General features: G+C 56.0%; 18 protein-coding genes. 10 read left to right on the top strand and 8 right to left on the bottom strand.

Annotated elements, in window-relative coordinates:
- Positions 1 to 3: 3 nt before the first annotated feature.
- Together HY36_RS09375 and HY36_RS09370 are read left to right on the top strand one after the other, a co-directional pair.
- Positions 4 to 864, top strand: a complete 861-nt coding sequence (locus tag HY36_RS09375) for a ribose-phosphate pyrophosphokinase (RefSeq protein ID WP_035551721.1) — start codon at positions 4 to 6, stop codon at positions 862 to 864.
- Positions 865 to 1,012: 148 nt separating this feature from the next.
- Complete coding sequence (locus tag HY36_RS09370) at positions 1,013 to 1,540, top strand: EF-hand domain-containing protein (protein WP_158586663.1); 528 nt, start codon at positions 1,013 to 1,015, stop codon at positions 1,538 to 1,540.
- A 166-nt stretch (positions 1,541 to 1,706) separates the two neighbouring features.
- On the opposite strand, the gene HY36_RS09365 is transcribed toward HY36_RS09370, so the two are convergent.
- The 7 genes from HY36_RS09365 to HY36_RS09335 all read right to left on the bottom strand — a co-directional run bounded on the left by HY36_RS09365 (position 1,707) and on the right by HY36_RS09335 (position 14,507).
- Positions 1,707 to 3,848 (bottom strand): hypothetical protein, encoded by a 2,142-nt coding sequence (locus HY36_RS09365; RefSeq protein ID WP_035551718.1) that lies wholly within the window; start codon positions 3,846 to 3,848, stop codon positions 1,707 to 1,709.
- Between the two features lie 4 nt (positions 3,849 to 3,852).
- Positions 3,853 to 8,112, bottom strand: a complete 4,260-nt coding sequence (locus tag HY36_RS09360; RefSeq protein ID WP_035551715.1) for a helicase-related protein — start codon at positions 8,110 to 8,112, stop codon at positions 3,853 to 3,855.
- On the bottom strand, positions 8,109 to 10,877 hold the full coding sequence (locus tag HY36_RS09355) for a hypothetical protein (protein ID WP_035551712.1): 2,769 nt from the start codon (positions 10,875 to 10,877) through the stop codon (positions 8,109 to 8,111). Before HY36_RS09355 ends, HY36_RS09360 begins: the two co-directional genes overlap by 4 nt.
- Complete coding sequence (locus HY36_RS09350) at positions 10,877 to 12,613, bottom strand: Eco57I restriction-modification methylase domain-containing protein (protein ID WP_035551710.1); 1,737 nt, start codon at positions 12,611 to 12,613, stop codon at positions 10,877 to 10,879. Before HY36_RS09350 ends, HY36_RS09355 begins: the two co-directional genes overlap by 1 nt.
- Before the next feature lie 171 nt (positions 12,614 to 12,784).
- Positions 12,785 to 13,291 (bottom strand): YcnI family protein, encoded by a 507-nt coding sequence (locus HY36_RS09345; RefSeq protein WP_035551707.1) that lies wholly within the window; start codon positions 13,289 to 13,291, stop codon positions 12,785 to 12,787.
- Between the two features lie 19 nt (positions 13,292 to 13,310).
- Positions 13,311 to 14,138 (bottom strand): CopD family protein, encoded by an 828-nt coding sequence (locus HY36_RS17805; RefSeq protein WP_051602669.1) that lies wholly within the window; start codon positions 14,136 to 14,138, stop codon positions 13,311 to 13,313.
- Between the two features lie 9 nt (positions 14,139 to 14,147).
- Positions 14,148 to 14,507 (bottom strand): copper resistance CopC family protein, encoded by a 360-nt coding sequence (locus tag HY36_RS09335; protein ID WP_035551705.1) that lies wholly within the window; start codon positions 14,505 to 14,507, stop codon positions 14,148 to 14,150.
- A 170-nt stretch (positions 14,508 to 14,677) separates the two neighbouring features.
- On the opposite strand from HY36_RS09335, the gene HY36_RS09330 reads away from it, so the two are divergent.
- From HY36_RS09330 to HY36_RS09300, 7 genes are all read left to right on the top strand, one after another.
- The gene (locus HY36_RS09330) at positions 14,678 to 14,953 is read left to right on the top strand and encodes a metal-sensitive transcriptional regulator (RefSeq protein ID WP_035551703.1); all 276 of its coding nucleotides are present in this window, start codon (positions 14,678 to 14,680) and stop codon (positions 14,951 to 14,953) included.
- Between the two features lie 132 nt (positions 14,954 to 15,085).
- Positions 15,086 to 15,460: a hypothetical protein gene (locus HY36_RS09325; RefSeq protein ID WP_162175976.1), complete on the top strand. Its 375-nt coding sequence runs from the start codon at positions 15,086 to 15,088 to the stop codon at positions 15,458 to 15,460.
- An 85-nt stretch (positions 15,461 to 15,545) separates the two neighbouring features.
- Positions 15,546 to 16,784, top strand: a complete 1,239-nt coding sequence (locus tag HY36_RS09320; protein WP_035551699.1) for a TolC family protein — start codon at positions 15,546 to 15,548, stop codon at positions 16,782 to 16,784.
- Positions 16,781 to 18,517, top strand: coding sequence for an efflux RND transporter periplasmic adaptor subunit (locus tag HY36_RS09315; protein ID WP_035551698.1), 1,737 nt, complete (start codon positions 16,781 to 16,783; stop codon positions 18,515 to 18,517). The genes HY36_RS09320 and HY36_RS09315 overlap by 4 nt, the downstream gene beginning before the upstream one ends.
- Before the next feature lie 9 nt (positions 18,518 to 18,526).
- Positions 18,527 to 21,742 carry an efflux RND transporter permease subunit gene (locus HY36_RS09310; protein ID WP_035551696.1) on the top strand — a complete coding sequence of 1,072 codons (3,216 nt, stop codon included), beginning with the start codon at positions 18,527 to 18,529 and terminating at the stop codon, positions 21,740 to 21,742.
- A complete protein-coding gene (locus HY36_RS09305; protein ID WP_241764181.1) occupies positions 21,742 to 22,200 on the top strand; it encodes a copper-binding protein in 459 nt (152 codons plus the stop codon). Before HY36_RS09310 ends, HY36_RS09305 begins: the two co-directional genes overlap by 1 nt.
- A gap of 50 nt (positions 22,201 to 22,250) precedes the next feature.
- Positions 22,251 to 22,976 carry a PepSY domain-containing protein gene (locus HY36_RS09300; protein WP_035551692.1) on the top strand — a complete coding sequence of 242 codons (726 nt, stop codon included), beginning with the start codon at positions 22,251 to 22,253 and terminating at the stop codon, positions 22,974 to 22,976.
- Positions 22,977 to 23,002: 26 nt separating this feature from the next.
- Here the strand turns inward: HY36_RS09300 and HY36_RS09295 are convergent, their stop codons facing one another.
- The gene (locus HY36_RS09295; protein WP_035551689.1) at positions 23,003 to 23,521 is read right to left on the bottom strand and encodes a DUF305 domain-containing protein; all 519 of its coding nucleotides are present in this window, start codon (positions 23,519 to 23,521) and stop codon (positions 23,003 to 23,005) included.
- Positions 23,522 to 23,669: 148 nt separating this feature from the next.
- On the opposite strand from HY36_RS09295, the gene HY36_RS09290 reads away from it, so the two are divergent.
- On the top strand, positions 23,670 to 24,446 hold the full coding sequence (locus HY36_RS09290; RefSeq protein ID WP_035551687.1) for a MauE/DoxX family redox-associated membrane protein: 777 nt from the start codon (positions 23,670 to 23,672) through the stop codon (positions 24,444 to 24,446).
- Positions 24,447 to 24,521: the final 75 nt, after the last annotated feature.

Genomic DNA, 24,521 nt, shown 5'->3' with positions numbered 1-24,521 from the left:
CCCATGACGATTTACATTCCGCTTCCCGGTAATGAAGCTATGGCTTCTGAGCTTGCCAAAATCACAAGTTCTGAACTTGGCACCCTTGAACACCGCAGATTCCCGGACGAAGAGACCTATGTGCGCCTCACCTCAGATGTCTCTGGAAAAGCAGTCGAACTGGTTTGCACGCTCGCCCGGCCTGACCCGCAATTGCCAGGACTTCTTTTTGCCGCTTATACAGCGCGCGAGCTTGGCGCCACATCGGTTGGGCTGATTGCCCCCTACCTTGCCTATATGCGTCAGGATAAGAGATTTTCAGACGGCGAGTCTGTGTCATCAGGACACTTTGCCAGATTGCTCTCAGGTGCGTTTGAAAGGGTGGTCACCGTCGATCCGCATTTGCACCGCATCCACGATCTCAATGACGTTTTTTCAATCAATACAAAGGTTGTGCACGCCGCCCCGGCACTGTCCGATTGGATCAAGGCCCATGTCGACAAGCCGCTCATCATTGGCCCGGACGCTGAGAGCGAGCAATGGGTGTCCGACGTGGCCGACCGAGCGAGCGCCCCGCATCTTGTGCTCTCCAAAGTCCGCCATGGCGACCGCAATGTAGAAGTGACAGCGCCTGGCCTTAAAAACTGGACCGGCCATCAACCCGTTCTTGTCGACGACATTGCCTCTTCCGGGCGAACCATGATGGAAGCGGCCCGCCACTTTGAGACCGCTGGCTTTGCAAAACCGGTCTGCGTGATCGTCCATCCGCTCTTTGCCGGCAATGCCTATGAGGACCTTAAGTCTGTCTCGACACGTGTCGTATCGACCAATGCGGTCCAACATGCCTCAAATGAGATTTCGATCACGCCCTTACTGATCGGCTAGCCGCTGCAAAGAGGGCGCGCAGTTTGACCGGTCCCAACGGTCTTTTTGATAGAAATCAAACCGGCAGGGTCGCCATGCTTTATCAAACAAACCGGCTTTGGAAAAAAACGCCTGACCGTTTCACGGTCAGGCCTTCATGGAGTGTGTCATGAAACACAAAGCTACACGTCTTATCTCAACCTTGCTCACCACTTCGTTACTCCTGACGAGCATTGCCGCAGCTGAAACCCCAAACCCTCAGCTGGAAAAAGAACCAGCGGCACACATGACAGAGCGCGACGGCGTTCGACTGCACCTTGGCCTACGCAGCAGGATGCAAGAACACGATCTTGACGGTGACAGTCTACTCAGCCGCGCAGAGTTTGATGCCTGGCACAGCGCGAATTTCGCGCTGATGGATGCCGATGGCGACGGTCTGACGCTTGAGGATTTTCAAGGCGCGCAGCTCGGACCAGGCCCCTATGGCGCCGGCCATCATGCGCGCCGGGCGAAAATGCGTGAGCAGGCCGACCTGCGCAAGAAAGCACGTTTCCGACTCATGGACAGCGACGGCGACGGTGTTGTGACCCTCAGCGAGCATGACGCATTCACCGAGCACGTGTTTCTGGAAGCAGACGCCGATGATGATGGGTATCTCACTTTTCAGGAACTGCAGCAGCACAATCGCGGCATGTAAGGCATGCCAATCGGTTAAGTCCTACTGACCTCGGCGACAGTATTGCCGAGGTCAGCAAAGCGTTTTCAGAGCAACGCTGCTATTGAGCCCGTTTTAACTACTCGCCTTAACACCGAATGAAACAAGCTCAACATCGCACTAAAATCCGCAATACGCATTGCAGGCATCAGATCTCAAAGAACCCCTTGATACGTTCAGAATTGGTATCCCAGGCCATTGCCGGCCCTCCGCCGAGAAAAGCGCGTGAAAGAATATTGTTGCCGGCGACACAGCTCACCTCAGGTATCATGATGCAAGCCGGGCATGCGCCCCCGCGATGGTCGCATAGAGACCCTGATCCGCAGCGCAACGCGCGCGGATGATCAAGCGCGCTGAGCACTTCTAATCCATAGTTGCGCCACATCGCAGCGATATTACCCAAATCGGGCGTCATGCCTTTCCGGTAGATGACAAATGCGAGATCCGCCGGGAAAATGCGTTCTCCGAACGAGCCCAAATCAAGCCCGCTATACTTTGAGCAGGCATGAATAAGTTGATGCGAGAGCGTATGAAGGAGACCGAACACAAATACGGGCACATCCCGTTCCCGCCGTCCCGTTGTCTCAGAATAGGTTTCAGCAAACCGGCCAAAATCATTGTAGAGTTCAATGAGGCGCCCTCCGAGCTTTTGCCCGTCTTCCATTTGGAGGTCATCGCCAAGACCATTGTCGATCAGCCAGGTCCGCACGCGCGCTTCATCAAGTTTGATGTAAAGGGCTTCATTGCTTTGGCGAAGCACATAGATGGGACGCTTGCCTCCATCGATCTTCGGAAAACCGCAGAGGCGCACTGGCATTTGCATATGTTTCTGCATTGTCGTCGGCGTGGCTGACACACGGCTATATCCGAACGAATATTGAAGCATGTTCAAATTCCGCAGAAGCTTAAGCTCGGTAAATCCAAGTTCTGTCTTCCTGAGGATCACCTTTTTGAGTTCGGCGAGGCGCGCGGCGCTGTCGCCGCTTGGCTGAAGATCTTCATCTGGACTGGTTAAGTCCACGACTGGACTAATGGCATCTTTGGAGACGGGCACATCAAGCTGCTCTGAGCGCAAGGTCTCATGCTCAACCCCGAGCCGTATTGGGTCGAACTTTCGGGCATATTGTGACCGATGTCGAATTTGGCGTGAGAGCGCGGCAGGCGGTTGCGGTCCACCTTTTATCCAGCCTTGATCGAAAGCAGTCTGCCGATAACCCGCAAGGGACGTTTTTAGTGCCTCGATCGCCGCTTGGATACCGCTCGCTTCAACGGTCGCCAAGGCTTTTCCGGCTTCTTCGATCTTCGCGGCGAGATCGAGTGCGGCAGGCTGGTTCACGCCCTGCAACGCCTCGATAATTGCCCCATCATCGGCAATCTGCGCGGGATAATCGTAGAGTTTTAGAAGCCTGGTCGTAAGCTCCTCAATTTTGTCATCTGCCATTAAATCGATGTGCTCGGTCGACTCGTAGGAGATCATTTGTTCCGATTGCACATAGTACAGACTGTTGGCCCGGTATGAGACCGGCAGCATATTGATTTCTTTGAGCGTTGAGCGATCCTGCACATAGCGATCATGCAGCCACTTTAGCGAGTATTCGTCCTTCTGGATCAATCCGCGTTGTTCGCCGCAATGACAATGGAAATACCAATCCCGGAACTTTCCGGACCGGCCTTTGTGAAGCTTGAACGCGCATTTCAGGCCAGCAGCGCAACGGCCGGGAAATTGCTGATTGATGCCTCCATTCGCATCGGAGTCTTTTCGAAATGGCGAGAGAGGATCAACCCGCCCCGACCAATGCGCAAATACGACATCAAGTTGTCTCCACTCATGGACACCGTCGCTGGCGTCTTCGCACGGCGCCACATTCCTAAATTTTCCGTCGGCGTGCGCGAGTTCTTTGAGCTTTACTTCGTGCACAAGTGAGCAGTTTGCGCACACCAAGAGGAGTGGATCGGGCCGATAGGCCAGCCTGTCCGGTTTGCAATATTCGAACCTCGCGCCATCGAAGCCAGGTTTGCCGTCATGATCGAGAAAAACCTGATCATCAAGCGCTTGCCGGTTCTGAACAGGCGGATCCAGGCGGACAGTTGCTCGGCGGAGCCAGTTTTGAATAAATTCTAAAACGCCTTCGTGAATCTGATTTTTTTCAGCGCGTGTTATGCTTGTATCCGGGCGTGCAATCGGCACAGAGCGGCATGCGCCGACGCCCCCCTCAAAGGTGAAGTGCTTGTCGGGGGCATAGGTCGTCGCGATCTGATTTTGCGATCGCTGCATCGTGAGTTTCACCATTTATCTAGCCTCCAAACTCGTCGTCTAATTCTGATCCGTCACCGCGTTGCCGACGCAGAAACTTCATCGCCTCTTCGATGTCTTGCTGATAATCGGGGTCGTTGCGCATCGCTGGACGAGACGCTGCAGGCGTGATGAGCCCAGCATCTTCCACATCACGCAGGGACATCATTGGGCGACGTACTTCTGTCGTACTGTTCCAGAATTCATGGAGCTTTCCGCCGAGTTCGGCTGCATCACCTGTAAACATATCGTACATGGCGTGCGCCTCCCTTGTGACCAGCGTTCGGTAGTAAGCCGTATTGGCTGGTAGTCCGATATGAGCCGGCCCCCGCCCTTCCACGCCAATAGCGCCAAGTACGAAGTCGACGAAATTCGGAAGCAGTTTCTTGCGACGTTCTACAGGATCCAAATAGGCGTGAATGTGATCCAGGCGCCAGAATTGCGGTGCCTTTGTCTTGTCCGGCGCGTTCGCAAAAAGCCGCGGCTCAATAACGCCCATGAGCCAAGCCTGGAACAGGCTTGGCATAACGCGTTTGACGGCATGCGCTGCCCACCGATCTATCGCAGGCGGCGAAATCATCCGCTCCAGGAAACGATGAAAGGCTGTATGGGTTTCGACCACATATCGGTCGCGGCGTGATTGTGGGGTCGGCACAAGAAGGCTGAATCCAACATGGGTACGCCCGACCCGAGAGGATGCCTGAATGTATTCTGCGATATTGCTTGGAATGCCGGCAAAAATCATCGCATTGAACCGGTCAACATCGACGCCGTGAGAAATTGCAGACGTCGCAACAATGTTTCGCAGGCTCTCTCCCAGCGGAACAAAGTCTCCACTCGCGGTGCGGCTGCGCTCGGCCGCGCGCATGACGCGCTCTATCCCTTCCATATCGACACCGCCAGAGATCAAGTCGAGCTTCAGCTCATCGGCTGGCAAAGCATCATACTGATGGGTCTCGCGTGAGACGGCCTGGAGCGCGTCAAGGACGACATCTCCGCCCTTTTTATTGGTGACATAAGTCAGTGCGACCCGATGCAGATCAACAAGGCTCGCGATTAGATCAAATCGCGCCTGGTTTCGCTGTTCCGTTAAAAGCTGGCGCCGCTGCGACGAAACCGGGTCGGCCTGCGTCAGCCCCCTAATCAAGAGGTCGACAGCGGCAACCTGTGTGCTCGTATCACCTTCGTTCCAAAGGTCTGTGAGCAGCCCGGTGAGCGTCGCGTGCAATGCTGCGAGGATATTCACACTGGTAATCGTGTGGGTCCCGCCATTGGTCATGAATGAGACGTATACCCGCGACCAGGGCGCAAACGTCTCAATATCTTTCGTCGTCTCCAGCTGCGCACGGCGATCTGTCGCTTTTGGCGCTTTGGGCTGTGAATAGAAGGACGCATAAAGATCAGGTCCTGGATACGGAAACTGGCGGCACGCGCGTTGATAGAGCATCTTGGTTTGCCGGGCCGGGTCCGACACTGTCGCGGTTGCGGCAATCACTTTGGGCATCCGAGGCAGGCCGCGCGCTCCATCTGCGCTGGATCGCCGTACCACCATATTCCCGAGCAGATCGCTATTGTGTTTGAAGACTTGTTCCAATGTGGTTTCGAACAGCCCCGCAAAAGCTCCGAGACTTTCTTCGAGAAGATGCGCCTCGTCCTGAATAATCAGCGCAGGCAAAGGGTCGAAGAAGAGTTGGTCGCCATCCTCATACAATGGCTGAAGGCTGCGGCGGCCTGTTGGAGGATTGTGGCTCTTGATGTCTCGCGGCGCTGATATCCTGTCCTGTCCGTTTATCGCCCATCGCCCGAGGCCAAACATTCCGAACACGCTCGAAATTGTGCTGTGATATTGTCCAATCAAAGCGAGCTTATCGATCGTCCCAAGGACAACAGCCGGCGCACGGGCATAGATGTCCTCATCCACGAGAAGAAAGGGCAGCGGTTCAAAGCCCTGGTCGGCGGTTTGAGTATTCCACTGACAGGTTTTGTTCAAACACAAGAGCGCAAGTCGATAGCGCTGATCTCCGCCCTCCGAGCGAACTCGGCGCAGCTCCGTCGGTTCGCTGCAGAACGGGCAAGTGGGCACCTTATTCAGCGCTCGGCGAACAGATTTATAGTCAGCCTCTTCAGCGCTTCCGGCAATTAGCGGCGACGCATTATCAAAGGGAACAGCCGTCAATCTCTCATCCATCAACCCATTCGGCGTATTACTTTTTCCAACCCAAAAACCCAATTGAAAAGGCGCACCTGGCACATTGTGAGATCGCCTCACCAATTCTGCATGAACAAGCAGTCTGAAGAGACGCCGGGCTTGTTGTACCGTGAGCAGACGAAGCGGATAACGCACCAGAGCGCTCACGCCGAACGTCTTTCCGCGCAACCTGTCCATGAACAAGAGGAAGGTTAGAGCCCCAAAGAATGCCTCTGATTTGCCGCCACCCGTCGCGAAATAAAGCAATGATGCGGTATCCTCGTCACGATCAGGGTCAAACCAGTCAGCATATGAATTTAGTCTTGAGGCAAAAGCAGGTAGCTGGGTCAGGATGAAGGCCATTTGGAAGAGCCGCCAGCTCTCAAATTTGACGTTGCCCTCTTCATCCTTGCCGGCCTCACGAAAACTCTCATTCGTCATCAACCAGGCCTTGTAAGGCACAGCCTTCTCGCATTCGCGATCATCCAAAAACGCTTGCCGAGCCTCAACCAGGATATCAATTCCTCGCTGGATATCTTTTTGCTCGGAGCGATAGGCCTCTATGTCGCGTTCAAAATTGCGCAACTCGTTTGCTTGATCGCTTGCCGATGTCACGCCTTCGGTCGGATCGGTATTTGCCGAAACATATTCAATCCAAGTGCCATATTCCTCAGTCAAGCCGGCGAGTTGCGCAGGATCGAAACCAGGGTCTGAAAGTGTGGCATAGTCGCGTGGAATGGCAGAATTTGAGCGCGGAACTTGCCGAGGCAGCACATAGCGCGGCGCCCAGCTTGTGCGCAAAAATAATTTATCACCCTGGCTCGCAGCAGAGACGCCGCAATTCACACCGATCGCTGGCTGGCTCATATATCGCTGATAGCGGTAACTCGGCTTCACCCGGTCAAGCGGCATCATGATCAAGGCCTGCGACGCCAAAGCGACTTTTAACTCAATTTGGAAACAGGCGGGTTCGATCAGCGCCTGCTGACTGCCAGCCGCGCGTTTGCCGCAATGCTCCAAAGAAACTCGAACGAGGCTTTGATTATCGTGCCGACGGTCAAAACTGGCGCTGACCAGGAGGCGCAAGTCAAACGGATCCGGCAAGAGCTGACGCGCATCCACGCTTTGGTGTCTCGCAGTTTCGAGGAACGCTTCCCAGCTTTCACGATCGACGCAATTTGAAGGTGCGATCCGCACATCACGATAAGCGCGCTTTCGTCCTTCGTCTGTGTCCAGCCACGCCTGAACGCTTGTCTTTATTCGCTGTTCAATCTCATTGGAGATAACATCACTTTGCAATGAGAGATCGTCTGACAAATTGATGGCCCAGGGCCCGAGTGAAACAGGCACGCGTATCCAGACTTCCGGCGGGCGTTGGCGCTCGGCGAGCGCGTCGGACAAGTTTGGCACAGCGCGCGCATAAATGCGGTCGGACTGATCGCTGCTGCTGTTGCTGTCCTCCTCATCCTCAGGGTCTGCGTTGATATCGTCTTGTTCAACATCTTCTGTGGCCCGTTCAGGCGCAAGTTCCTCGAGATTTGCGCTCGGTGCCGGAAGGCCAAGCCGAGAACAAGCAGCAGCATATGCGGCCTGTTTGTCCGCGAGGTAGTCTTCGTAGGATCCGCGGCTGCGCCCATTGCTGTCACGTTTTGCCATGTGTTCACGCACGGCGGCCCGCAGCTCACGTTGAATTTCAGGTGTGGGCTGAAAAACAGGCACCAGACCATAGCCTGGAGTCTGGATCTCATCCCACTCAGGTAGCGCCCGCACATAAACCGCAATCGAGGCGGACACTTCAATCTCGTCTGCCTCTGAGCGCGATACCGTAAAGTCGAGTCCATGCGTGTTGATCCGGATATCACTGGTCTCATCATCCTGACCGGTCGGGTCGAAACCTGGCGCCAAAAAGCCAGACACAAAATGTCGACTTGGTTTGCGGCCAAAAACCATGGCACCGGTCGGTCCAAAACCACTGACCCGTTCAAAAGTCAGATTGATCAAACTATCGCATACAGCTTCTTTCAGCGTTTCGAGATCCCCATGGGCGGCATCATTCAAGACAACCGGCTTCATTGTACATCCTCCTGGGCCAACGCGACCTCGGCGATTTCTGTAAAATATTCAGACGACAGATCATGTATGAACTCGATCAGCTCGCCAGCTGCTGGATTGTCCCGGCGCAATGCATCTGGATCGACAAGTGCAGCAGTATAGAGCCGCCGCATCTGGAACCCTGAGCGGATGCGCGTGCTTCGGGTCGCTAGAATGCCGTAATGCCAATAAACATCCCCAAGCGCTTTATCGACCTTGAGCACGTTCATAAGGGCCGCAAAATGGGTGTATGTTCGCGGCGCTTGCGGGATCCGTAGCTCAACAGGGATATCACCCTGCCGGTCAATATCGATCCACCGCTCGACGCTGGAGACGGTCGGTTGATCGCTGGCCGTTTGCCCAAATTCGGGGTGTAGGCGCTCTGCCTTTTGCCGCAAGCTTGCGCCGGGTAGCTGCGCGGCGCGCTGGCGCACAAGTTCATGATAGTCAGACAAAAGCGGTACAGCAGCGGCCCGAAACGATTTAGCTGACGCAATCGCATCGATAAAAGCTGGGCGCGGGACCAGGACTTCCCGGCCAGCCGTAACAGATTTTCCAAGCAGAAACTCGAACGTATCGAGCGACGCTCTTTTGCGCGCAACAAGCTGAGTTTCTGGTGTCACCCGAATGTCTTCGCCCTCGACGCTCATCAGTCGCAGAACCTCTGAACCACCAGAATAAGAGCGTCCGGTGAGGTCGGTTACGACACCTGCCGCACGAACGGAGTCGCCAAGATCAAATTGCGGAAGTGACGCGACATTCCGGTCAAGCGCGGAACGAACCCGCGTGATCATATGGGATATGCGAGCATGAGGCGGCGCGGTCTTTGGCGCAAGCTTGAGAACCGCAGCGCCATAGTCGGCCAGAAACTTCCCGCTGGATGCATCACAGAGAAGTTCCACTTTTTTCGGGCACTGGTCGCCGGCAAATACAGCAAGGCAAACCTGCGGGGGCGGCGAGAGAAGGAGGAGATGCCCAAATGGCCGCGTCGAGGCCGCCGCGACAGCTATTTCCGCGGCAGCTCTTTGCGGTGCGCTAATGTCGAACTTCTGACCCAACTTCTCCAGAACGGGTTCCAGCGAAGGGTCGTTTTCGATCCAGGTCTCCAATGCGCGGGCCGCAGCTCTGCTTTGGGCAATCACCAAGGTCCGTGTCGCGCGTTTGGGAAGCGCACGGAGCCGGTTCATTAAGTCTTTGCCGATGGTTTCGCGCGCGCTTCGAGACAAGCCACGAGCAAGTTCACCAGCCCGCTCCGCAAGCGCTTCAACCGCCGCTTCGTATCGATCCGCCTGCGGCGCAGCCGATCTTAGATCAGCCAAAGCGCCAGTGATATTGTATGCTTCAAGAATTCGGCGCTCAGCGCCTGTGTCCCCGGTCGCGGTGAATAATGCGCCAAGTTCGGACTGTGAATACGGCGCGTTCGCCATCGCGCGCAGTTTAGACAAACAAACGCTGATCGCTCGTGCGACCTTCCCATCTGCGATCTTAATTGTGTCGGTTCTCAGTTTGAGCGCGTCAGCGGCAAATTTCGCCAGATCACTCGCGAACACGTCGACAACCAGCTCAGGTGCCTCAACTGTCGCGAGTGCATCATTATTGACCGGCCCATCCTCGATTAGTCCCAAGGCGGTCTGGTGATTGAACCGAACGGGTAAAGGTTTTGTACGACGACCCTTTTTGGCTTGGGGCGAAAGCTCGTAGCGCGCAAACTGCGCGACGAATGGATCATCGGTGACGGCAATCACGGGCAGATCTGTGTCGCCATGGCGCAATCTAGCAACTGCATTGACCACATTTGCTCGCCAGGTTTCTCCGAGTCTCGCTCGGGCTGGATACTGTAAATCAATCAAAAGAACGTCCGGCTTGCGCTTGGATGGCGCGCTATAAGCGATCCAACTCCCCGGGGCGCTCGCGCCGTGCAAAGTCGAGATCAGCCATGGTGTCAAAGCTTGATCAACGGCCTCAATCCGTTGCCAGTCTTCCGCTCCTCCTTTGCCCATCAGGAGGCGCGACAGCCTGCGGCATCTGTCAAGAAATGTCTGCTCCGGCCCGACCAGCTGACCATTGGGCTTGATTGAGCGTCTTGCAATGATTTCGTGGAGTGTTGGATGGCCGCGGTCGCGTGTGCGTTCAACAACCGCCTGACCTCGCTTGAACTGCTCTAAAGCATTCGGCCGTAATTCACTCATCAATGAGAGAATGGCGTGGTAGCGCGCCCTTATATAGTCGTCATCTTTTTCGGTCTGCCGGAGCGATTTAAAGGTTGCATCCAGCCAAGGCCGATTGGTTTCAAGCAGCCATTCCCGATCAACAAGCAGACTCTTTTGATTACCGCCTGTCCGTGCACTGGCGGGATAGAACAAGGTTGTCAGACCTGCAAACCTGTCTGGACCCTCAGCCAATTCGCACAATACCGACAGCCCATGAAGGGCTGCCACACCTGGCAACCGGTTCGGCCAATTGAATATGACAGTCGACTGGCGATCTCGAACCGCACTGCGAAACTGCTCCACCGCTTCTGAGATATCAGGTTCAAGCGTTGCAGACTGCAAACTCGCCGGGCGGACAAATCTCAATCCGTCAGCCCGAAAGAAGGCTTGGGGCGGACGATCTTCAACCGGATCTTTGGACACCCGGCGAGCATTGGCATTAAGCCGCTTTTGCAGGGCTTCGAGCTGAGCCTTTTTCCGATCGGCGTCAGAATGGTCACCGGGGGCTGGCTTTGAATGCCTTCTTCGCCGTGCCATTACTTATACGCCTTCTCGAGGGCGGCCTCAAACCTTGCAAGGTCGGGCGTCTTAAAGATGGTCGTTGAAAGGCGAGCCAGATCGGGCAGCGCCAACGTGCGCAACGCCGTCACGTTGACGCTGTTAGACGATAGCAGAGACCGCAACCTCTTGTCCACAGCACCTGACGAAAGCACTCTCAAAAGCGATTGCAAATCGACAGCTTGATCTTGCCCCTCAAGGGGGGAAACGACAACAACGTGGTTCTCACCATAAAAACCGCCATAGGTATCGATCCATGACCGATCGACGATTCCAGCGCGGATACGCCGAGCCTGATCTCCGCTCGTTGTTCTTTGGAGCACGATTGAGGGTTTGACGATTGGCGGGGTTGCGCGTTTCGTGGAAACGAATGTGATTTTTCCTTCTCCGGGCGGCGAACGGCGCGAAGCTGGCGCAACTGTAGCACCGGGTTTGATAACGTGTCCCCATACGAGCGGAACGGCATGTTTTCGTTTGCGTCGGATCCCCTCGCTCAATCCAGTATCTCGATTGTGCACGATAGAACCGCATGTCACGGCATAGCCATACGATTCCAGTGTGACGTGTCGCGCAATACCGGCTACGGTCGGACGCGGCAGCCAGGGGTCGGGCGCGCCAGGCGAAATTTCATAGTCCTCAGAAGCAACCCAGTTGAGATCGCGCCCAACCGCTCGCGCGGACGCGCAATGGCTTTGAGGCGCGCTGGTCTTGCGGCAAACAAGCAAACAAACATCTTGAGAAACGTCGCGAAAAAATTCTTTGCGTTGCACGATCGTATCAATTGCAAGAACTTCGGCATGTGAAGAAATGTGCGCCCGAAGAGACGAGAAATACATGCCCGTGATAAAGCTCGTCGGGATCAATAAGGCCATTGTTCCGCCGTCCCGGAGCAATTGCAAACTCCGCAAAATGAACAAGGCATAGAGATTTGCGTAGTTCGCGAGCGTCGACTTTGCCCAGGCGGGCATCCGTCGTCTTTGGTGTGGTGACAAGACGCGGTAAGGTGGATTGCCGATAACACAGTCAAAGCTTGCTTCTGCGCCAAGCTTCAAGCCGTCTCCAGTTTCAACCATCGGTGTGGCATCAATGCCGACAACACTGCGCGCCGCCGCACGGGCGAAGTCCGCCAATCCAGGATCGATCTCAACACCAAAAACAGTATCAAGAATGCTGTCCGGGGCGGCGCCCTTAGTCAGCTTACGGTGTGCGATCGGCCCAATAAAAGATGCTCCGCCTGCCGCTGGATCAATAAACCGGTCACTTTGGAAATCGACACCAAACTTTTCAACGCGGTCTAAAACATACTCGCTAAGCCGCGGCGGCGTGAAAAACATTGCGAGCCGTTTCCGGCGCGCGGGTGGCTGAGCCAATGCGTAAACAAGCGAAGCAGAATAAATCCGCTCCAGAGTGCTCAATGGCTCGCAATAGCGCCGTATCGTGTCATTTTTCGCCTGTTCTGATGCCAGCAGCTGTTCGCAATATGTCGCCCATGCCAGATTTCTATCGGTCAGATTGAGGCGTCCCGGCTTGTCCGACCGGATCGTCTCAGCGCCAGACGTCAGGGACTCGGCGAGAAACAGTGCTTCAGTCAGTTTCAATGATGCCCTCCCTTGTGTCTTCGTGAAGACCCGGCCCGTCTCTATTACGCCGCCGCCGGTTCGTCCCCCTACTGCATGATCAACGCCCCGATGTTTCTTTGCATGAGTCGCATCCATTTTGCATAAAGCCTGACAAGCCAACGCACAATCTAAGCGCGAACTTATTTGCGGTTAGACTGAAAAATTATCTTCGCGCTGCCGTTCAAAACCCGACAGTATTATCGGTTTACTTGCCGCGTGTATTTCTGAGCTTAAAGACGAGCGCCGATGAAAGCGCTGGCCGGGCGCTCAGTTCGGCTCGAGGAAGATAAACGGCGCTGGCTCTTTCAGCGCCCAAGGATCTTCGTCATGACCGGCGATATCGTCCCAGTTTAATTCGCCGGTTTCGCAGCCTTGATGAACTGGGAAATCGAGACGCTCGCCTGGTGTGTCGGGCAGCATCATTCGGATCTCAAACTGTTCATACGCATAATCTGGGAATGTTCCGCCCGACCAGGTCACGGAACCAACGACGTCTGTCACTTCAAACCCATGTAACAGGATCGGTTTATCCAAAGTGACCATCGATACTTCGACAGTCCACCCTGATATGGCCCTTGGGGTCACGCGGGTGACCCCTTCCGGAATGATAACAGTAACGCGATTGGTCGGCTCGCCGTCACAGCCGTGCATCACGCGCAATTGAGCCGTATGAAACGCACCCGCCGCAGCTTCGGTCTCGTTGAAAACCACATGGGCTTGCGCCGAACTGGCGATGGATAATGCGGCGATCCCCAATTTGAAAAAGTGCTTCACAAAAAGCTCCTTAAGCTGATTATACCGCGCCGGGTCCAGTCAGAGTTGTCGCAGCAGCAATGACCAAGAGAATACCCGCAAAAACAAGAATGTCAGCGCCAAGCGAGCGCTTGAGACTCGCCACGCCGCTTGGCGCATCGTTCTTCAATAGATGCGTGATCCGCAATTTATTCCAGGCGCCAATCGCAAGCGCCAGAGTGGCGAGCAGAAGCTTTGCAAGCAGCAGCTGCCCATACGAACTGGAAAGTATCGCTTCAAGGGATCCAGCCAGTCGGAGGGCCAACCATATACCAGAAACGAATAGGAACGGGACACACCAGAGCGCAATTTTGCTGAAACGCTCCATTCGCGCATGCACGAGATCGGCATCTAAACTGGCATGGGGCCAAAGCGTAAACGGCGCGACGATCCAGAAACCAGCTATCAGCGCATGTACGCCAGCAAACCATGGTGCCAGGCCCGGCGTATCAAGCCCTTGGGTGTGTCCGCCGAGCCCAAAACCGGCGGCGATAAGGAGGGCGGCAGGTAGCCTAAGATATTTCAGAGGCGCCAAGCTTGACGCCGCGATCAGGCCCCCGCCAGCCAAGAACGCCATCGCCTGGGAGCGATTGGCGGGCCAGATCCAGCTAAAGGTGTCCGGCGAGAAGGCTGCACTCAAACCGCCCGCCAGTTGTGCATTCAAAAGAGCGAGCCGGAGAGAGACGGCGATGATCAGGCCAAGGCCAAGGATGACCAACCATCGCCGAGGCGTGACGATTGCCGCAGCGCTATGTAGCGCCGCGCCAAGACCCATAAGCGCGGTGAGATAAAGTCCGAACTTCGAAAACAAGACCAGAAGCGTCAGCATTCAAGACGCTTAGCCGGTGATGGTGAACGATACTTCACCTTTCATGACGTGCCCATCTTTAGCCACCGCCCGCCACTTCAAAACGTATGCGTCTGCCACGAGGGGCGGCAATGCGACGGAAAAATCCTTTTGCATGCCCCGGGGGGGATCAAAGCTGATTGCCACCGCTTCACCGGCCAGGGTTTCAAGCTCGAGCCCGGCGAGACCAACGGCGCTACCAAAACTGAATTCAAATGCCGACGGCGCGCCCGATAGAGTCGCGCCATTTTCAATATTGGCCGCTTGTATCGTTGTGTGAGCCAGAGCCGGCGCGGCGAAGAGAATTGCTGCGATCGCTGCCATTGCGAACATTTTTCTGCCAAGCTTCATGTTGGTGCTAGTCCTTTTATCGGTTCCATCCAATATCTGCATACGCCGGTCACGCGTCGTACCCTCAACAAAAAGCTATATCAGACCCGCGATTAGAGTCATTGACGGAGTCTCAGCGTGCTCTTGACGCGGCACGCGCTTTAATCATTATACCCCCAAGAGGTATTTCAATGAAACCAGATACGCGCACAAATGTCACACGCCGCCTTTCCCGGATCGAAGGACAGGTTCGCGGCGTTGCTAAAATGGTCAATGAAGATCGCTATTGCGTCGACATTGTCCGTCAGGTCCAGGCGATCAAGGCCGCGCTGACCAGTCTTGAGACGGTGATGCTGGACGATCACCTGGAAAACTGCGTCGAGAGCGCATTGAAAGGCAACAGCCTCAAGGCAAGGCGAGAAAAGGTCGAAGAACTAGTCGCCGTATTGGGTGGACGTCGAAAATAGCAGCGCCGTTAGATCACATGCCCGTATGGGGTATTTGTTTCTTTAGACAATTCGGGTATAGGCGATGCAATGATGTCATTTGCCCGCCTTCTCTCTGTCTTTGCGATAATCGCAATGATCAGTGCGCCGGCAATGGCCTGCTGTTTGACAGGCCATGATGACGCCGCGCATGTAGAAATCGCCGCTCATCACGACAGCGCGGCGAAGTCCGACACTGATACCTGCCATGATCATATGGCTGGAATGCAGGTCGATCAGACGCCTGCCGCTCCTTCGGACCCTGATTGTACGGGATGTTTTGACTGCGAAACCACGCTTGCGAGCGCTGATGACGCGCTTCAGCCCACATCTTTTAGCGCGGCTCAGAGCGCCGATCTGGTGACCATGCTCACGGCTCGGTTTTCGGGATTTGACACACCGCGCCTCGTTCTGACAACTGGTCCGCCCCTATTGGACCTTGTCGCCAAACCAACACTTGTTGAACTCAAGCAAATCCTCCTGATCTGATTGACGTGAACACGCCTTGCCGCACGGTCGCTGACCGAGTGCGGCTTTTCCGTTGTTCGCTCGCCTCCTTTGATTGGAGATCAGGATGTATAAACCCCCTATCTATTCCCTACGGCCTGCACTGACTGCGCTCGTGCTGGCCACACTCGGTCCCTCAGCCATCGCCCAAAGCATGGACGAACTTGAAGCGCGGCTATTTGATCATCCTGCTCTGGACGCCATGCGCTATGGTTCAGATGCTGCGCGCGAACGCGCCCAAGCCGCGACAGGCCTGCCTGATCCAGTGGTCTCGCTTGGGATCAATAACTTCCCAATCTTTGATCCCTCTTTCGATACATTTTTGCCGACAAATAAGGCGATCGGCATTCGCCAGCAGATTCCAAACAGGGCGGGCCGAGAGGCCCGATCCGCAGAGGCTCTGCGCCGGGCCGTCCAGAATGATGCCGCGACAGATATGCGATTCGCTGAGTTGCGCGCTGCATTGCAGATTGCGCTGATCGAGAAACGGCGGATTGAAGCTCAACGTATCCTGGCGGAAGAACGTGATGCCAAATATGCGGAACTCGAAGAGATCGTCCAAACAGAGATCGATTCTGGGCGACCGGTTGTTTTTCGGCTGGCTGAGATTGATGTCGAAAGGGCTGAGGTTGCCCGAACCCTGGCCGAGCTGGAGGGGCAGCTAAGCCAGGTCGACGCTCAGCTGATCGACCTCGTGGGTTTGGTCCCGGCAACGCCTGCTCCGGCGCTCACGGTCCTGGACTGGAACGGAGACGCTCAAGCCTTCCACCTTGTCCGCGTCGCCGACAAGGCGATCGATGTCGCCGACGCGGGCGTTGACCAGGCGGAAGCTGACTACCAGCCCAATTGGGGCGCGCAGCTGACTTATCAGCAACGCGATCAAGGCAGCGGCGCACCGGGGTCGACCTTTGCAGGTGACGATTGGGTGTCCGGGGCGGTAACATTCACGATCCCGCTCTGGGCCGAAAGCCGGCAGGCCCCTGCGCTACGCGCGGCAAAGGCCGACCGAGAGGCGGCTCGCGCGCGCTACATGGCCGCCGCAAGAACGGCCTCAGCGCAATATGCCGCTTTCGATGCAACGCGCCGCGCGGCTGATGAGAGTATTGCAGTTTTCCAACAGAAAATTGACGCGATCGCCGACCAGGTCGCCGCGCAACTGACCACATATGAGTCCGGCATTGGCGACTACTCTCCAATCATTGATGGCGAAATCGCCACCATCGCCCTTCGCGCGCAGATCGCGCTTGAACAATCCCGCCGCGACAATGCGATCGCGCGGATGAACGCTCTATTGGTGACCCGATGAAACAGACACTTCTCCTTGGCGCATCCGCGCTCGGTCTCCTGCTCTCCGCCTGCAGCGGCGAGCAGGCGCTTCCCATCAGCCAAACCGCAATGGCGCAAGCCGACAGCCAGCCCGGACAGGCGCAGCAATATACCTGCCCGATGCACCCCCATTACATCTCAACCGACCCCGACGGCTCATGTCCAATTTGCGGCATGGATCTCGTCCCTGTTGCAAGCGACGGCGCCGCGACCGGCGATGGCTCCATCGTCGTCGCTCCGGAAATGATCCAAACAATGGGCGTTCGGGTGGCGGTGGCGGAAACGGCGTCCTTCGGACAAACCGTGCGCGCGTTTGGGACCGTGGAAGCGGATGAACGGCTGGAAGCTGTATCTGCGTCCCGTCTCGAAGGTTGGATTGAAAATCTCACCGTTCGCGCTGAAGGCGATACGGTTCGCCCTGGCGCCCTGCTCTACCGCGTTTACAGCCCAGAACTGATCGCTGCCCAAAAAGACTATGTCGCCTCGCTAGCCATCGGAAATGAAAACCGGATCGCAGCCGTCCGTCAGCGTCTGCGATCGATCGGCATGCAGAATGCCGCGATTAGCCGTCTTTCCGAAACCCGCGAAGTGCTTGAGCGTGTCCCGGTCTATGCCGAAGCTGGCGGCACAGTCGATAAGCTTCAGGTGCGCGAAGGCGATTACGTTAAGCCCGGTACGCCAATTCTGCAGCTTCAGTCCTATGCTGATGTCTGGGTCATTGCGTCCATTCCCGAGCAGGATTTGGCATTCATCGATACGGGCATGCCCGTCTCGCTCGACTTTCCGAGCGCGCCTGATGCGGCGGCAACGGGCCGGGTGGATTATATTTATCCAACCATTAACTCGCAAACGCGAACCGGCGATGTCCGTATCGAGATCGATAATTCACAAGGCTATCTGCGCCCGGGCGCATATGCTGACATCCGGTTCGACCTTGGCGGCGAGACGCGCCTGGCGGTCCCGACCGAAGCGATCTTGCGCGATAGCCGCGGAGCCCATGTCATTATGGCCCTCGGCGATGGCAGGTTTGCCGGGCGCGCCGTACGCACCGGCGTCTCAGCAAATGGCCTCACCGAAATTCTGTCGGGATTGGTTCCAGGGGAACAAGTCGTCGCCAGCGGACAGTTCATGCTCGATAGCGAAGTCAATTTACGCGAAGGATTTTCCAAACTTCAAGCGCCGCCCGCTTTTGCCGCCGGGCCGGATACGCCGCTCTCACAGCTTCCGGTGGATGCCACCACGCTCGCAGAGATCGATCACTTTACTGACATGGCGCTCTATTTTCACGAAGCGCTGACCGATCGCTACAAGATCGATCCCTACTTCGTGGATCCGGCCCTCGGGCTGGGTGAAACACTGCGTACACGATTTGCTGACACCAAGCTGGTCGGCATTCTGGAGCCGGCAGAAACAGCTCTGCGGGCCGCGAAAGCCGCCCGTGAAGGCGATGCGCTAGCCGCAACGCTGGCAGACTTGATGACGGCGCTTGAACCTTGGTTGCTGGAGGGCGCGCCCGTTCACTATCAAACAGCTGGCCTGGTGCTTTACCGCGAGACCGACACAGATCGCCTCTGGGTGCAGGAAGGCGGCGCGGCCCGCAATCCGTACGGAAACGGCGCTGCCGAGACCGTTGATTGGCCCGACCCCATGGCGGGGATTGAAGTGCCCGACACCGAGCGCGGCCCTATCGATCCGCATGCTGGTCATCGGTAGGAGCACGCCATGTCAGACCCCCACAGTGACGATCTTGCCGGACGTGATCCCTCCAAATCTGGGATCGCGAAGCTCATTTCTTGGTCGATTTCAAATCAGCTGATCGTGCTGACACTGGCCGCGGCGCTGGCCATCTCTGGCTGGCTGGCGCTCGATCGGACGCCGCTCGACGCGGTCCCTGATTTAACCGATACCCAAATTATCATCCGAACAGACTTTCCAGGCCAAAGCCCGCAAATCGTTGAAGACCTGGTCACCTACCCACTCTCAACCAACATGCTCGGTCTTCCAAAAACAAAGGATGTGCGCGGCGCATCCATGTTTGGCACCAGCTTTGTCTATGTCATTTTCGAAGATGATGTGGATCTGTATTGGGCCCGCTCACGGGTCGTCGAAGCGCTTTCGCGGCTTGGCTCAGAGCTTCCGCCAGGCGCGGTGCCGCAAATAGGTCCGGACGCCACGGGCGTTGGCTGGGTCTATCAATACGCACTGGTCGACAAGACCGGTGGCACCGATCTGGCGCAGCTGCGATCCTTGCAGGACTGGTTTCTGAAACTGGAGCTGGCAGGAGTTGAAGGTGTATCCGAGGTCGCCTCGGTTGGCGGATTTGTGCGGGAATATCAGGTCCTGATCGACCCCAACCGGCTACGCGCCTACGATGTGCCGCTTCGCCGTATCAGTGAGGCTGTCAAAGCCGCCTCCAGCGAAGTCGGCGGACGCGTTCTGGAGCAAGGCGAAAGCGAGTTCGTCATTCGCTCATCGGGCTATGTTGATGACAAGGCCGATCTTGGAAATGTGGTTGTTTATGCCCTCGACGGAACGCCGGTTCTTCTGTCTGACGTGGCGCGCATCATAGAAGGTCCGGCGCTCCGGCGCGGTATTGTCGAGCTGAACGGCGAAGGCGAAACAGTTGCCGGTATCGTCATCATGAGAGATGGCGAGAACGCCTTACAGGTTATTGAGCGCGTCAAAACCAAGCTTGCGGATCTTCAACGCGGCCTCCCGGACGGGGTGGAGATCGTCACGGTCTATGACCGCGCGCCCCTGATCGAAGGAGCGGTGGAATATCTTCAACACAAATTGATTGAAGAAGGGATCGCGGTCGCGCTCGTCATCCTCATCTTTCTCCTGCATGTGCGCTCGTCTTTTGTCGCGATCATCACTTTGCCACTCGGTGTCCTGGGCGCATTCTTGATCATGTCCTTTCAGGGCGTGACCGCAAACATCATGTCCCTTGGCGGCATTGCAATTGCGATCGGCGCGATGGTGGATGCCTCGATTGTCCTGGTTGAGAATGCGAGCCGAAAGCTCTCAGAACTCGATGAAAAGCCAGATGCCAAATTGCATCGCCAAACCGTGATCGCAGCGGCCCAGGAAGTCGGCCCGGGGATCTTCTTCTCGCTCTTGATTATCACAGTGTCTTTCTTGCCCGTCTTCGCCCTGACCGGTGAGAGCTTCCGGCTGTTTTCCCCCCTGGCCTTCACCAAGACCTATGCGATGGCGTTCGCCGCGATCCTGTCCGTTACGCTGGTGCCCGTTCTGATGCTTTATCTGATGCGCGGGCGAATGCGCCGCGAACAGGAGAATCCGGTCAACGCCTTTTTTGTTTGGGTTTACAAACCGATTATTCACGCCGCGCTTCGCTTCAAATGGATCACGGTTGCATTAGCGCTCGCCCTCACCGCAAGTGTCATCGTTCCGATCCAGCGTCTCGGCTCGGAATTCATGCCGGCGCTTTATGAGGGCGAACTGTTATACATGCCAACGACGCTGCCTGGGGTATCGTCCACCAAGATGCGCGAAATCCTCGGACAGACGAACCGGGTAATGATGACCGTGCCGGAAGTGGAGCGTGTGTTCGGGAAAGCGGGCCGCGCCGACACAGCCACCGACCCGGCCCCGCTGACGATGATTGAGACCTGGATCAAGCTTAAGCCCAAGGATCAATGGCGTTCCGGCATGACCGCTGATCGGATCATTGAAGAGCTAAACTCAAAACTGCAAATGCCGGGTTTGGTGAATTCCTGGGGGTATCCGATCAAGATCCGAATGGACATGGTCTCGACCGGCGTGCGGACCCCTATTGGCGTGAAAGTGACCGGTGACAATCTTGTCGAAATCGAGCGGATCGCGCGCGATATCGAGACTGCCATTGCCGACGTTCCGGGCACGCGATCTGCGTTCGCAGACCGGGTTCTTGGCGGCAAGTATCTTGAAATCATGCCCGATCGCGGCGAACTCGCTCGGCGCAATATCGATATGGGCGTTTTCCAATCTGTTGTGCAAACGGCCCTTGGCGGTATGCGCCTCGCCGAAAGCGTCGAGGGCCGGGAGCGATATGACATCATGCTCCGATATGATCGCCCGTTCCGCGAATCCAGCGAAGACCTGGAAGATATCCTCGTTCCGACCCCTACCGGCGCGCACATTCCACTCGGCGAGCTTGCGAGCATTACCTTTACGGAGGGACCTCCCATGATCCGTTCTGAGAATGCTCGTCTGACGGGCTGGGTTTTTGTCGATATTGCGGGCCGTGATATTGGCGGGTATGTCGCTGAGGCGCAAAGAACCGTCGCAGACGGTGTCGATCTACCGCCTGGTTATGCCGTATCGTTTTCTGGGCAATATGAGCAGATGCAAGAGGCAGGCGCGCGTCTTCGCGTCGCCATTCCGGCTGCGATTGCACTCATCTTCCTTCTGCTCATGCTGCATTTTGGGCGGCTCGATCGCACCGCCATCATCATGCTGTCACTGCCATTCGGCCTGATTGGAGGGCTCTGGGCCGTGTGGCTCGCAGGTTACAATCTGTCAGTGGCCGTTGCTGTCGGCTTCATCGCACTTGGTGGCATCGCCGTCGAAACCGCTGTGGTCATGCTCCTCTACATTGATGCTCAGGTGCGTGAAACGCAGCCGAAGACCAGGGCAGAATTATTCGATGCGGTCAGCGCAGGCGCTGCCATGCGCGTGCGGCCAAAACTGATGACGGTGACCACTATTTTTGCCGGTCTTGCGCCGATCTTCATTACCGAGGGACTGGGGTCCGACGTGATGCGGCGGATCGCTTTGCCCATGCTGGGCGGCATGACCTCTACCCTTTTGCTGACTCTGATCGTGATCCCTGCGGTCTACTATATCTGGGTCGGACGCAGCCTTTCCGCGCGCGCCGGAAACGCTTCCAAAGAAGCGCGCGCCATTCCCGTCTTACCTGAAGGAGACCAAGCCTAATGAAACTCTATACCTTACTTACAGTTAGCGCCGCAGCGCTGACCCTCGCCGCATGCGGTCAAACCGACAATGACGCGCCGGCATCCGATACAGCTTCCCAAACAGAGCCCCCAATGGAGATGGAGATGGCCGACGGCGAGATGATGGATCATTCCGACCACGACATGGGATCGAGCGATACTGGTCACGCCACCGGCGTCATCAAATCCGTTGGTGCCCAGGGCGACTTTTTGACGATCGATCATGGCCCGATTGATGGCATCGGCATGGGCGCCATGACCATGGGGTTCGACATCGCGGGTGATGTCGACCTTTCCGGATTCGAAGACGGCGACACCGTCAGCTTTATGGTCAAGAAAGGCCGTGACGGCTCTTACAGGATCACCGCAATCTGTGACACCGGCGCGGCGGGCGATGAATGTCTCGCAGGCATGATGGACCATTCCGGTCACGAGTAACACGACTGGGCGGCGCCCGTGAAAGCGCCGCCCTAACGGGAGGGTTGGACATGGCGGTTCTGAGATGGGCAGTGCGTATTCACAAATGGGTGGCGCTGATTGTCGGCCTGCAGATCGTGCTCTGGGTCGCCGGAGGCGTCGTCATGAGCGTCATCCCAATCGAGCAGGTCCGGGGTGAACATAAAATTGCGACGCAAACAGCGACGAGCGTTTCACCTACTGATATTATAACTCTGCGGAAGGCAGCGCAGGCCGCTCAGATTAATCAAGTCGCCGAAGCTTCAACAGGAACTGTGCTGGGTGAGCCGGTTTGGCATCTGAAAAGCCCGGACGGTATTTCCTTCACAGTTGACGCCAGGACCGGCGCTGTTCTTTCACCGGCGAGCGAGTTGCTGGCAACTCAAATCGCTCAGGCGGATTATTCTGGAGACGCAACACTTAGCGACGTAACCCTTCTGACCGACCCGCCATCGGAATACGGTAGGCCGGGCCCAGTTTGGCAAGTCGTATTTGCCGATCGCGACAGTACGACTCTATACGTTGATCCGGGACGTGCAGAGGTTCGCGCGCGCCGCTCGTCTACCTGGCGCTTCTACGACTTCTTTTGGAAGCTTCATATCATGGACTATGACGACGGAGATGATTTCAATCATCCTCTTCTGATCACAGCTGCGGGCGCAGCGATGTTTGTAGCTCTCTCAGGGTTCATTCTGCTGATTATCAAAATGCGACGTTCATTACTCGCCTGGAGCCGGCAGCGTAAGTCTTCGTCATGATCGGGACAGGTGATTTCAAAATTTCTCTACGGATTAAGTTCACCTTCAAATGCCGGTACCGGACGTGCTTTGGCGGCCTCCTCTGACAGCGCAAGTCCGTTAGTTGTAATATCATCGATCAACCATTTCATTTCCTTAATTTCGCGCCGCTGCGCTTTGATAATGTCGTCAGCCAATTCACGCACCCTTGGATCTGAGATGTCAGCCCGCTCGCTGGTCAAGATGGCAATCGAATGATGCGGTATCATAGCGCTCATCCAGGAGCGATCCTCTACCGTCGACTGACTGCGAACCAGCCAGAGGGCGACCACAAACATAAGACTGGCACCGACATATATCCCCAGGTTGATACGCCTGTCCTTATACATACCAAGCATAAAGCTGAGCATGATAATGGCCATCGCTGCGCCCATCACAAAAGCCATGTAAAATCGGGTCTCGCTCCATGTAAGGTGCGCCCATGTGAATGTGTTGAAGTACATGAGCAGCAGCATCACCGCTGTTGAAGTCGCGATCATTGCACCAAATTTCCAATAGGCTGACATGGAACTAACCCTCCGAATTTGCGTTGAACTCTAAAGCAAACACCTGAGGAGACATTCGGTTCCAGCCAAATTCAATCTCAGACTCTATTGACGCGTCAGGGAGCATAGCTATATACCCATACGGGGTATATGTTATAGGAGACATGATATGAGCAGCCTGGCAAAGCCAAGCAACGATACCGGGCGAAAGTCCGCGCAACTCTTTCGTATGGTGACTGAAGATCATGTCTGCCCCTATGGCTTGAAGGCTAAAGCTTTGCTGGAGCGCAAGGGTTATGTGGTACAGGACCATCACCTGAAAAACCGGGATGAAACCAACGCATTTAAGGCTAAGCATGATGTCCAAACAACACCGCAGACTTTCATTGGCGAGGACCGGATCGGTGGCTACGACGATTTGAAAGCTCATTTCGGAAAGCCAGTTAAAAAGGCTGGTCAGTTAACTTACACGCCAGTTATCGCGATCTTCGCCGTTGCGGCATTGATGGCGCTTGCAATTAGCTGGGCCTCATCTGGAACACTGCTCAGCATACGCGCCATTGAGCTCTTTATTGCTGTCAGCATGTGTATTCTGGGTGTTCAGAAACTGCGCGACCTATCAAGCTTCTCAAGCCAATTTCTCGGTTACGACCTCTTGGCCCAACGTTACGTGCGATATGCATACGTCTATCCGTTCGCTGAAACGGGCGCGGGCATCTTAATGATCGCAGGCGCGTTGACCTGGATCGCAGCACCAACCGCTCTGTTCATCGGTCTTATCGGTGCCGTTTCAGTCTATAAAGCGGTCTATATAGACAAGCGCGACTTGAAATGCGCCTGCGTCGGCGGCGACAGCAACGTGCCGCTTGGCTTTGTGTCCTTGACCGAAAATTTGATGATGGTGGCCATGGCCGTCTGGATGGGTACAAAGGCATTCGCGCTCTAACCACGGCGATTGCCAGAGACTTAAGAGCGGTCTGTTCGCACAAATTGTTCCCCGTCAGCGACCATGAGACAGATC

Source organism: Hyphomonas atlantica corrig. (assembly GCF_000682715.1).
Classification (GTDB): Bacteria; Pseudomonadota; Alphaproteobacteria; order Caulobacterales; family Hyphomonadaceae; genus Hyphomonas; species Hyphomonas atlantica.
The sequence above is the reverse complement of the archived record's forward strand: the minus strand, read 5'-3'. Positions and strand labels throughout refer to the sequence as shown.